The 10,599-nt window shown below is 63.8% G+C and carries 8 protein-coding genes and 4 pseudogenes; 4 read left to right on the top strand and 8 right to left on the bottom strand.

The genetic code is table 11. The features are described 5' to 3' along the window. Nucleotides 1–36: 36 nt before the first annotated feature. The 4 genes and pseudogenes from ACWNCF_RS05460 to rpsO form a co-directional block, all read right to left on the bottom strand. On the bottom strand, nucleotides 37–609 hold the full coding sequence (locus tag ACWNCF_RS05460; RefSeq protein ID WP_449406314.1) for an RsbRD N-terminal domain-containing protein: 573 nt from the start codon (nucleotides 607–609) through the stop codon (nucleotides 37–39). A 391-nt stretch (nucleotides 610–1,000) separates the two neighbouring features. After that, nucleotides 1,001–1,213: a hypothetical protein gene (locus tag ACWNCF_RS05455; protein WP_449406313.1), complete on the bottom strand. Its 213-nt coding sequence runs from the start codon at nucleotides 1,211–1,213 to the stop codon at nucleotides 1,001–1,003. Between the two features lie 247 nt (nucleotides 1,214–1,460). Next, nucleotides 1,461–3,574: pseudogene (gene pnp, locus ACWNCF_RS05450) on the bottom strand (polyribonucleotide nucleotidyltransferase). Between the two features lie 195 nt (nucleotides 3,575–3,769). Further along, nucleotides 3,770–4,039: a 30S ribosomal protein S15 gene (rpsO, locus tag ACWNCF_RS05445; RefSeq protein ID WP_056137414.1), complete on the bottom strand. Its 270-nt coding sequence runs from the start codon at nucleotides 4,037–4,039 to the stop codon at nucleotides 3,770–3,772. Between the two features lie 189 nt (nucleotides 4,040–4,228). Here rpsO and ACWNCF_RS05440 point away from each other — a divergent pair, with 189 nt between their 5' ends. The 4 genes from ACWNCF_RS05440 to ACWNCF_RS05425 all read left to right on the top strand — a co-directional run bounded on the left by ACWNCF_RS05440 (nucleotide 4,229) and on the right by ACWNCF_RS05425 (nucleotide 7,015). Continuing rightward, entirely contained in the window at nucleotides 4,229–4,732 is a 504-nt protein-coding gene (locus ACWNCF_RS05440) for a hypothetical protein (RefSeq protein ID WP_449406312.1), read from the top strand. 21 nt (nucleotides 4,733–4,753) lie between these two features. Further along, nucleotides 4,754–5,272: a hypothetical protein gene (locus ACWNCF_RS05435; RefSeq protein ID WP_449406311.1), complete on the top strand. Its 519-nt coding sequence runs from the start codon at nucleotides 4,754–4,756 to the stop codon at nucleotides 5,270–5,272. Nucleotides 5,273–5,328: 56 nt separating this feature from the next. Continuing rightward, complete coding sequence (locus ACWNCF_RS05430; RefSeq protein ID WP_449406310.1) at nucleotides 5,329–6,072, top strand: hypothetical protein; 744 nt, start codon at nucleotides 5,329–5,331, stop codon at nucleotides 6,070–6,072. Between the two features lie 316 nt (nucleotides 6,073–6,388). After that, nucleotides 6,389–7,015 (top strand): phasin family protein, encoded by a 627-nt coding sequence (locus tag ACWNCF_RS05425; RefSeq protein WP_449406309.1) that lies wholly within the window; start codon nucleotides 6,389–6,391, stop codon nucleotides 7,013–7,015. A gap of 69 nt (nucleotides 7,016–7,084) precedes the next feature. Here ACWNCF_RS05425 and pssA read toward each other — a convergent pair. From pssA to ilvN, 4 genes and pseudogenes are all read right to left on the bottom strand, one after another. After that, nucleotides 7,085–7,940 (bottom strand): annotated as a pseudogene (gene pssA / locus ACWNCF_RS05420) (CDP-diacylglycerol--serine O-phosphatidyltransferase). Between the two features lie 82 nt (nucleotides 7,941–8,022). Beyond that, nucleotides 8,023–8,799: an SIMPL domain-containing protein gene (locus ACWNCF_RS05415; RefSeq protein WP_449406308.1), complete on the bottom strand. Its 777-nt coding sequence runs from the start codon at nucleotides 8,797–8,799 to the stop codon at nucleotides 8,023–8,025. Nucleotides 8,800–9,100: 301 nt separating this feature from the next. Then, nucleotides 9,101–10,119: pseudogene (gene ilvC / locus ACWNCF_RS05410) on the bottom strand (ketol-acid reductoisomerase). A 156-nt stretch (nucleotides 10,120–10,275) separates the two neighbouring features. Then, nucleotides 10,276–10,551: pseudogene (ilvN, locus tag ACWNCF_RS05405) on the bottom strand (acetolactate synthase small subunit); the annotation flags it as partial. Nucleotides 10,552–10,599: the final 48 nt, after the last annotated feature.

The following is a 10,599-nucleotide window of genomic DNA, read 5'->3' as shown; positions in this document are numbered from 1 at the left end:
TGTAACCTACTTGGTTCAGTTGAGTACTGGCTAAGGTTAAAAGCGCGGAAGGTCGTTGGATGATCCAGCACCTATCAGCGGCAGCGCGAGGATGCCGTCCCACAGCTTCACGACGGGCGTCGACAGCTCCAGCAATTCCTGCTGCTGGCGCACGATGATCTGGTCGCGGGCGCGCTGGAACACCTCGATGGTGTACAGGCCCAGCTTGTCGAGCAGCGAGCTGATGGTCCACGACGCATTGGCCAGCGCGGCCGGATCGCCGGCGAATTCCTCGTTCAGGCGCACGAACAGCGGCTGCTTCAGCGAGAACACGAAGGTCGCCGTCTCGCTCGGGGTCGAGCCGTTCCTGGCGCGGCTCGACGAAATCTCGCTCAGGATGTCGCGCACTTCATCCCACGAACGGTGTTCCATGTTCTGCAGCTCGCCGCCGCGCGTGGCTTGGGCAAACGCGGCCAGGAACTGCTGGCAGTGCTTGCGCAGCTGCTCTTTCGAGACGACGTTCGACCGCACGGTCAGCGCCTCCAGCTGCTCGCTCCATTCGGCGCCGATGTCGGCCTCGTGATTCTGGATGAGCTGGCTGATGCGGTTGGCGTAGTCCTGAGTCGTCATCTTTCGTCCTTTTTGGGTCGTGAAAGGTTGTGCCCTTTGGAGGCATCTACCCTCCGAGCAATTCTGTCAAATGACCAACTATACCATCCCTTGCCTGGACAACACGGCACGATACGATGGGAAGCCTGAATTTATTTTGCAATCTTTGGAGGATGGCGTCACACGTTTTACCGAGTTGTAACTTGGGGAAACTTCTTTCGGTAAAAACGCGCGGGACGCGAATTCCACGCAGGCGTGTGTGCCCGTGCGGAACGCGGATTGAAGGGGGAATTGCGGGCCGGGAAACCGTCCGGGATGACGGGTGGCGCGACTGGCGGGGCGGGAAACTACGCGATGCTGCTGCAGCAAGCGACGCCGCCGTCACGGGCGTCGCTGCCGCACGAAAAAACCATCATACGGTGCGCTTGGCTTTCTGTTCAGCCGTCAGGCGCTTGCCGACGACGACGATGGTGATCATCGGCGCTTCGTTGACCGGCGCTTTCGACGCGACGGCGCGGGCGGCCACTGGCAGCGGCGCGGCGGGCGCTGCGAACGCGTTCGCCACGCTCACGGCGACGACCAGGGCTGCGACAAAGATGAATTCCATGTTTTTTGCGACGTTCATTTTCTCTTCTCCGTTTCGTTTCGTTTGACTGTAGGTACATTATCGGAACGGATGAGATATAAATCCAATTTCATGTTCAAATACAAGCCATTCCCAATGCCAATATCTTGGCCGCGTGCAACAGTTGAGATATCAGACAGGTCAATAACTTATTTTGGGATCATGAATAAAACATGGCAGTACCCATAAAAAAAAACCGCCAGGCTCACGCACTGGCGGTTTCTGCGGCTGAACAGCCGGCTGGGGCTTACTGCGCCGCAGCCGCCGCGTCATCCGCTGCCGCTGCCTTCATCGACAGCTTCAGGCGGCCGCGCTCGTCGGTCTCGAGGACCTTCACGCGCACTCGCTGGCCTTCTTTCAGGTAGTCGGCGACGGCGTTGACGCGCTCGTTGGCGATCTGCGAGATGTGCAGCAGGCCGTCCTTCCGGCATGACTTGCACGATCGCGCCGAAGTCCAGCAGCTTCAGGACGGTGCCGTCGTAGGTCTTGCCCACTTCGACCGATGCCGTCAGCTCTTCGATGCGGCGCTTGGCTTCCTGGCCGGCGGCGGCGTCGACCGAGGCGATGGTCACGATGCCTTCGTCGGTGATGTCGATCTGCGTGCCGGTCTCTTCGGTCAGCGCGCGGATCACGGCGCCGCCCTTGCCGATCACGTCACGGATCTTTTCCGGGTTGATCTTGATGGTGATCAGGCGCGGTGCGAATCGACAGCTCGGTCTTCACGGTCGGCATGGCCTTCTGCATCTCGGCCAGGATGTGGTGACGGCCTTCCTTGGCTTGCGCCAGTGCCACCTGCATGATTTCCTTGGTGATGCCCTGGATCTTGATGTCCATCTGCAGCGCCGTGATGCCGTTGGCGGTGCCGGCGACCTTGAAGTCCATGTCGCCCAGGTGGTCTTCATCGCCCAGGATGTCGGTCAGGACGGCGAACTTGCCGCCTTCCTTGATCAGGCCCATGGCGATGCCGGCCACGTGTGCCTTCATCGGCACGCCGGCATCCATCAGCGCCAGGCAGCCGCCGCAGACGGATGCCATCGACGACGAACCGTTCGATTCGGTGATTTCCGACACCAGGCGGACCGAGTAGCTGAAATCTTCCGGCGCCGGCAGCGCGGCGACCAGCGCGCGCTTGGCCAGGCGGCCGTGGCCGATTTCACGGCGCCTTCGGCGTGCCCACGCGGCCGGTTTCGCCCGGTGGCGAACGGGGGCATGTTGTAGTGCATCATGAAGTCGTCGGTGTACTCGCCCATCAGCGCGTCGATCTTCTGGCTGTCGCGGCCGGTGCCCAGCGTGGCGATCACGAGGGCCTGGGTTTCGCCGCGGGTGAACAGGGCGGAGCCGTCGGGTGCGCGGCAGGACGCTGGTGCGGATCGAGATCGGACGCACGGTGCGGGTGTCGCGGCCGTCGATGCGCGGCTCGCCTTCCAGGATCTGCGAACGCACGACCTTGGCTTCCATGTCGAACAGGATGTTGCCGACTTCGGCCGAATCCGCTTCGATGCCCTGTGCTGCCAGACCCGCCATCACTTCGGTCGACAGCGACTTCAGCTTTTGCTGGCGCGCCGACTTTTCGCGGGTCTGGTAGGCGTCGCGGATCTTCGCGTCGGCCAGTTGGGCAACTTGCGCGATCAGGGTTTCATTCTTCGGTGCCGGCGCCCATTCGACTTCCGGGCTTGCCGCCTTCTTGACCAGCGCGTGGATCGCGTCGATCACGGCCTTCATCTGCTCGTGGCCGTAGACGGCCCGCGCCCAGCATGATTTCTTCGGACAGTTGCTGCGCTTCGGATTCGACCATCAGGCACGGCGTGTTCGGTACCGGCCGCGACCAGGTCCATCTGCGACGTCTTCGACTGGGTGGTGGTCGGGTTCAGGATGTACTGGCCGTTCGCGTGACCGACGCCGGCGGCGCCGATCGGGCCGTTGAACGGGATGCCGGCGACGCACAGGGCGGCCGAGGCGCCGATCATCGACGGGATGTCCGGATCGATTTCCGGATTGACCGAGCAGGACGTGGATCATTACCTGGACTTCGTTCCAGATAGCCTTCCGGGAACAGCGGACGGATCGGACGGTCGATCAGGCGCGACGTCAGCGTCTCCTTCTCCGACGGACGGCCTTCGCGCTTGAAGAACCCGCCCCCGGGATCTTGCCGGCGGCGTAGCTCTTCTCGATGTAGTCGACGGTCAGCGGGAAGAAATCCTCGCCCGGCTTCGCGTCCTTCTTGGCCACCACGGTCGCGAGGACGACGGTGTCTTCGACCGACACGAGGACGGCGCCACTGGCTTGACGGGCGATTTCGCCGGTCTCGAGGGTGACGGTATGGTCGCCGTACTGGAAGGTTTTCGTAACTTTGTTAAACATGGGTAATCCCTTTCTATTTGCCGACAGATTTTCAGGCGCTGTCGTTCACCTCACCACGGGTTGCCGCTCTCGACGCCAACCTTTACTACGGAAAAAGCTTCAACGACGGCCAAAACGAAAAATGCCCGCGGCAGTGAAACTGACGCAGGCATTTCGAAGCTTGTGCCGTCTGGCGCAATGCTCAGGAACTGCTGATTACTTACGCAGGCCGAGCTTGGCGATCAGGTCGCGGTAACGGTTCAGATCCTTGGCCTTCAGGTAAGCCAGCAGGCTCTTACGACGGTTGACCATCATGATCAGGCCGCGGCGCGAGTGGTGATCCTTCTGGTGTTCCTTGAAGTGGCCGTTCAGTTCGTTGATGCGGGCGGTCAGCAGTGCAACCTGGACTTCCGGCGAACCGGTGTCTTTGTCGCCGCGTGCGTTGTCCGCGATGATCGCGGCCTTGTTGATGTTTTCTACGGTCATGATGTTGCCTTTCACATGCGGTGCAGAGTCGGAACCCAGCGCACCGTGAATTAATAAAAAACCTGGCCGGAAGGCCAAGACCGGGAAGTATAGGTGAAAACGCCGCCAGGAGCCAGTGTTTCGTCGTCTTCCGTTAAAATCCCCGCGTTGGCGATGCCGTTCCGGCACGCCCGATGACGCGACCATACCATGAACAATCCGAACAAGAACATTGCCGCCGCCCTCGCACTCGCCCTCTCCCTGTCGGCCTGCGCGACCTTCAGCCGCACCCCGCCCGCCGGAACCCCGCTGACCGAGGTGACCGCGAAACTGGGCAAGCCGGATGCCGTGTATCCGGATCCCGCCGGCGGCCAGGTGCTGGAATACCGCGGCCAGCCGATGAGCCAGTACCAGCACATGGCGCGCATCGGCGCCGACGGCCGGCTGGTCTCGTACGACCAGGTGCTGACGAGCGAAAACTTCGCGAAGGTGCAGCCCGGCCGCTCGATGAAAGACGACATCCTGCGCAACTTCGGCCGCCCGGCCGAGGTCGGGCACGCGCGCGCGACCGGCTTCGAAGTCTGGTCGTACCGCTACAAGCAGGACGGCGTCTGGGATTCGTTCATGAACATCTATTTCAACGGCCGGGGCGAAGTGCACCACATGGACAACACCCCCGATCCGCTGCTCGACGACCGCTCGAAAGGCGTCTGACCGCCCTAACGGAGGATTGCGATGACCATCCGATTCCATTCGACGCTGCGGACGGCCGGCGCGGCCCTGGCCGCCGCGCTGGCCCTGTCGGCCTGCACCACGGTGTTCCGCCAGCCGCCGCCCGCGGGCGCGCCGCTGGCCGCGGTCACGGCGCAGCTGGGCCAGCCGAACGCCGCCTACCCGTTGCCGGACGGCGGCCGGATGCTCGAATACCGCGGCCAGCCGATGGGCCAGTTCCAGTACATGGCGCACATCGGCCCGGACGGCCGCCTCGTCTCGTACGACCAGGTGCTCACCAGCGAGAACTTCGCGCAGGTCAAGGTCGACCATTGGACCCGTGATGACATCCTGCGCCATTTCGGCCGCCCCGCCGAAGTCTCGCGCGTGTACGCGCACAACTACGAAGTCTGGTCCTACCGCTACAAGGAAGCCGGCGTGTGGAATTCGATGATGAACGTCCACTTCGACGAACAGGGCGTCGTGCGCCAGATGCTCAATGGACCGGACCCGATGTACGACGACCGCTTCCACCGCCGCTGACGGCGCGCGACAATGTGTGAGAATGGCGCGCCCGGCGCTGGCTATACTGGGATGCCATGATCGCCACCGCTCCCGCCCTCCTTCCGCCGCGCGACCGCCGCCCTGCCGGCATCGCCGCCACGCTTCTCGTACACGCCGTCCTGATCGTGGGCTGGCAGGCGACGCGCCATGCGCCGGCCATCGCGCCCGAGCCGCCGCGCACGACCATCCAGTGGATACGCCTGCCGGTGCCCGCCGCGCCCCGGCCGCGCCGCGCCGACGAGCGAGCGGCCCCGGCCCGGCCGCACGCGGCCCCGACGACGAACGCGATGACCCTGGTACGACCGGTGCTGCCGGCCGCACCGCCGGCCGCGCGCGTCCCCGCCCCGAATACGGCCCCGGCAGCGGACGCACCGGCACCGGCGGCACCTGCCGCGCCGTCCGCCGGCGCCGCGCTGCTCGAACGGGCGCGCCGCGACGCGGGCGCGGTCGACCGCGCGCTGCGCAAGGAAAACCACCCGTACATCGTGGCGCCGCCGGACAGCCCGCAGATCCGGCTGCGCAAGGGCATCCAGGCCGCGGCCGACATGGCGCCGAACGCGTGGTACGAAGCGCCCAAGACGGCGGAACTGGTCAACAACACGGGCGACGGCGCCCGCCGTACGCGCGTCATCTCGGGCGGCGGCACCTATTGCGTCACGGAGCGCTCGCCCGCGACGAGCATCGACATGGTCGAAAAGCACGGCAAGGAGAGGATCACCAATTGCCCGGAGCACGAATCGACGGCCAGCGGGCAGGAATGGCGCACGGCGCGCGATTGACATGGTTCGCCGTGCCCCTGCGACAGACATGCTGCATTGCAGCAATTTCGTTAAAATTCCGTCAGGATACTGCACAAAAAAACAATTGGCCGCCTGCGTGGGAAAACCCTGATGCAAGTCATTTATTTCATCCGCACGATTGAAAAAGCGGTTGAAATGTCATCGAAATGATCTAGTCTAACGAACTCGCGCTGGGACGCATTTTGCGCTGCAGCGCGATTGTGCGATGCGAAATTACCGAACTTTATTGATTTTTGGCATCTTCATGCCATCGCATCGCATTTCATAGAGCGGATACACTTTTATGAGGTCATCCATGTTCCTATTCTCGCAATCCGTTACGCCCGCAATTCGTTCGCACCTGGACGCCCAGGTCGCCTTCCTCAACGACATGTCGAAATCGTGGTCGCGTTCGATCCAGAACATCGTCGAGGCCAACATCCAGTTGAGCCAGACACTGCTCGAAGAGAGCAATATCGCCGGCCAGCAACTGCTGACCACCAATCACCCGACCGAGATGATCTCGGCCGCCGCGTCGCGCGCCCAGCCCGCCGCGGACAAGCTGCGCGCCTACCAGCAGCACCTGTCACGCGTCATGGCCGACTCCCAGGTCGAGATGGCGCGCGTGGCCGAGCAGCACGCCCCCGAGACTTCGCGCACGGCCAGGACGCTGGCCGACGAGGTGGCGCGCGTCGCCTCCGAAGAAACGCAGAACAGCCTGCGCACCCAGCAGGACACGCTGAAGAATTTCCGCGATCCGTTCCAGCACGCCGGCGCCAGCGCCAGCGTGCATCGCGGCAATCTGCAAAGCGGCGGCAACGGCGCGGAGGCCGGCATGCACGTCGAAGCCGATACGCGTGACGGCACGTTCCGCGGCAATGTCCAGGGCGGCCAGCAGACCGGTCAACAGGGCCCGCAAGGCAAGTCGGCCAAGGCCAGCTGACGCCGGCCGGAAGGATCACCGACACAGCGCCCCGGAAGGGGCGTTGTCGTTGGTGGAGCTGGCGCCGGTTCAGCGCCGCTCGCTCGGGTCGAACGTCTCTTCGTCCGTCTGGATGATGCTGACGGGCTTGCCCTTGGCAAGACGCCACAGGTACACGGCGTAGCCGGACAGGCCGTACACGACGAACAGCGGCCACAAGACCTTGGCCGGGTCGATCGCCAGCAGCGCCAGCGCAAGCGCGATCAGGAACACGACGATGAACGGCACGGACTTGCGGAAATTGACATCCTTGAAGCTGTAGAACGGCACGTTCGTGACCATCGTCAGGCCGGCGAACAGCGCGAGGCCCCACGAGATCCAGTCGACCTTGCGCGCGCTGACGTTGATGTCCGGGTCCGTCATCATCATGACGAAGCCGACGACGAGCGCGGCGGCGGCCGGGCTCGGCAAGCCCTGGAAGAAACGCTTGTCGACCACTTCGATGTTCGTGTTGAAACGGGCCAAGCCGCAGCGCGGCGCCGGCGCAATAGACGAACGCGGCGATCCACCCCAGCTTGCCCAGGCCGCGCAGCGACCATTCGTAGATGACGAGGGCCGGGGCCGCGCCGAACGAGACCATGTCGGACAGGCTGTCGTACTGGGCGCCGAATTCGGATTGCGTGTTCGTCAGGCGCGCGACGCGGCCGTCCAGGCTGTCCAGCACCATCGCGATGAACACGGCCCAGCACGCGTGGTCGAAACGCTGGTTCATCGCCATCACGATCGCGTAGAAGCCGCCGAACAGCGCGGCGGTCGTGAAGGCGTTAGGCAGCGGATAGATGCCCCGGCGCGGGCGGCCCGCGTCGGACTTGCGGACGCGGCTGAACCGGGCGAAGCGGGGTGCCTTGATCGCACCGGGTTTGCGGCGTCGGGGAGGAGTCGGCATAGGTTTCTTTTTCTTAACAGTGCGCAGCGGCGCGGGACCACGCCGTTATGTGTCCGCACCCCGTGTTAGCGAACCACTATCGTCAGCGGAATTTCACCTTGCCGACGAGACGCATCTGCAACGTCGTCTCACCCGGCTCGAAGCTCGGTTCCGGCATCTCGGCCGCGTCGGCGCGCTTGGCCGTCATGCGCATCACCATCGGCGCCGCCTCGGCCTGGCCGCCCGCGTAATTGCCGCTGCCTTCGAAGTCGACCGTGTCGATGACGGCGTCCCCGACATTGCGGCCCATCGCGCGCGCGATCGATGCGATGCGCTCGTTCAGGTTGCGGTACGTGGCCGCGATGCGCTCGTCGTCGAGGCGCTTCGAGAGTTCCGGGCTCAGGTGGTAATCGATGCCGTTCAGGTTGAGGATCTTCTGCGCGGCCGCGGCCGTTTTCGGCAGCGCCTGCAGGTTGCGCGTTTTGACTTCGAGATACTGGCCGACGCGCCAGCCGATCGGGACGCGGCGGGCAGCGGGATGCGCCAGCGGACGCGGGCCGTCCGGCACTTCCGGGTAGACGGGGTAGGTGTAGTAGCCGACCGTCTTGAGTTCCGCCTGCGGGTCCTCGCGGCGCACGGTGTCGGTGCCCTGCTTCATCTTCTGGTTGACGCGGGCCGTGGCCGCGGCGCGGTCCTTGTCCTGTTCCTCGACGGCGAAGGTGACGGTGGCCTCATCGTTGGCATGTTTCACTTCGCCGAACGCGGGCACGACGACCAGCGTGCCGCTCGTGGTGGCAACGGCCGGTGCGGCCTGGACTTGCGCCTGGGCCGCGAATGCGCAGGTCAGCGCGGACAGCAGGACGAGTTTTTTGATGGACATCGTTGTTCTCCTTGTTGGCATGCGCGGCGTGGTGCCGCGGCACGAGAACGATAACCGGTTTTGCGCGGAAGTCGAGTTTGTGTAATGGAAAGTTGCAATTGATTGCAAAGGAGTGCAGTTCGCCCTGGCTGTGCTGGCCACGTCCGCGCCCGCCGGGGCCAGATCCAGGGCACCTGAGCAGCCCCGAAAAAAACGTCGCCCGCGCAGGCGGGGGCCCAAGTCCCAGCGTTGCGGTAACGCCAGATTCGGCCCCTGCCTGCGCGGGGGCGACGGTACTTCAGCCAGCTGAACGATCAGCCGATCAGTTCTTCGACTGGTCGACCAGCTTGTTCTTGGCGATCCACGGCATCATCGCGCGCAGCTTTTCACCGACCTGCTCGATCTGGTGCTCGGAGTTCAGGCGGCGGCGCGAGATCAGGGTCGGGGCACCAGCCTTGTTTTCCAGGATGAAGGACTTGGCGTATTCGCCGGTCTGGATGTCCTTCAGGACGGCGCGCATCGCGTTCTTGGTGTCTTCGGTCACGACGCGCGGGCCGGTGACGTATTCGCCGTATTCCGCGTTGTTCGAGATCGAATAGTTCATGTTGGCGATGCCGCCTTCATAGATCAGGTCGACGATCAGCTTCGGCTTCGTGCAGGCACTCGAAGTAGGCCATTTCCGGCGCGTAGCCGGCTTCCACCAGCGTTTCGAAGCCGGCCTTGATCAGCTCGACGGTACCGCCGCACAGCACGGCCTGCTCGCCGAACAGGTCGGTTTCGGTTTCTTCACGGAAGTTGGTTTCGATGATGCCGGCCTTGCCGCCGCCGTTGGCCATCGCGTACGACAGGGCGATGTCGCGCGCCGAGCCCGACTTGTCCTGGTAGACGGCGATCAGGTGCGGTACGCCGCCACCCTGGCGGTAGGTGCCGCGCACGGTGTGGCCCGGGGCCTTCGGTGCGATCATGATGACGTCGAGGTCGGCGCGCGGCACGACCTGGCCGTAGTGCACGTTGAAGCCGTGCGCGAACGCCAGCACGGCGCCCTGCTTGATGTTCGGCTCGACATTGTTCTTGTAGACGTCGGCGATGTTCTCGTCCGGCAGCAGGATCATGACGACGTCGGCGGCCTTGACTGCCTCGTTGACTTCAGCGACCTTGATGCCGGCCTGTTCGACCTTGCCCCAGGACGCGCCGCCGCGGCGCAGGCCGACGGTGACGTTGACGCCCGGATTCGGTCAGATTCTGGGCGTGGGCGTGGCCTTGCGAGCCGTAGCCGATGATGGCGACGTTCTTGCCTTTGATGAGGGAGAGGTCGCAGTCTTTGTCGTAGAAAACTTTCATGATTATTCCTGTGCTTTTATGTGTTTCGTTATGTGTTTGGTGGGCTCGGGGAGCCCACCCTACGTTCTATATCGGCATTCGATGGACATCCATATCCACCAGCCAACCGTCGCGTCTACCGTAGGGTGGGCACCCTGTGCCCACGCACCACCGGCGTCAAACCTTGAGGATGCGCTCGCCGCGGCCGATGCCGGAACCGCCCGTGCGGACGGTCTCGAGGATCGAGGCGCGGTCGATGGCGTCGATGAAGGCGTCCAGCTTCGTCTTCGCGCCCGTCAGCTCGATCGTGTACGTTTTTTCCGTCACGTCGATGATGCGGCCGCGGAAGATGTCGGCGGTGCGCTTCATTTCCTCGCGCTCCTTGCCCACCGCCCTTACCTTGATCAGCATGAGCTCGCGCTCGATGTGCTGGCCTTCGGTCAGGTCGACCAGGTGCTGGATCATCCAACTAACTCCTCCGTTTTAACCTTAGCAATACGT

It is taken from the genome of Massilia phosphatilytica (genome assembly GCF_977014125.1).
The sequence above is the reverse complement of the archived record's forward strand: the minus strand, read 5'-3'. Positions and strand labels throughout refer to the sequence as shown.

Excerpts from the sequence above, each read along its gene's own strand:
- ACWNCF_RS05440 (WP_449406312.1), top strand. The coding sequence starts at position 4,229 with ATGAACAATCCGAACAAGAACATTGCCGCCGCCCTCGCACTCGCCCTC.
- ACWNCF_RS05460 (WP_449406314.1), bottom strand. The coding sequence starts at position 609 with ATGACGACTCAGGACTACGCCAACCGCATCAGCCAGCTCATCCAGAAT.
- ACWNCF_RS05455 (WP_449406313.1), bottom strand. The coding sequence starts at position 1,213 with ATGAACGTCGCAAAAAACATGGAATTCATCTTTGTCGCAGCCCTGGTC.
- rpsO (WP_056137414.1), bottom strand. The coding sequence starts at position 4,039 with ATGACCGTAGAAAACATCAACAAGGCCGCGATCATCGCGGACAACGCA.
- ACWNCF_RS05430 (WP_449406310.1), top strand. The coding sequence starts at position 5,329 with ATGATCGCCACCGCTCCCGCCCTCCTTCCGCCGCGCGACCGCCGCCCT.
- ACWNCF_RS05425 (WP_449406309.1), top strand. The coding sequence starts at position 6,389 with ATGTTCCTATTCTCGCAATCCGTTACGCCCGCAATTCGTTCGCACCTG.
- ACWNCF_RS05415 (WP_449406308.1), bottom strand. The coding sequence starts at position 8,799 with ATGTCCATCAAAAAACTCGTCCTGCTGTCCGCGCTGACCTGCGCATTC.
- ACWNCF_RS05435 (WP_449406311.1), top strand. The coding sequence starts at position 4,754 with ATGACCATCCGATTCCATTCGACGCTGCGGACGGCCGGCGCGGCCCTG.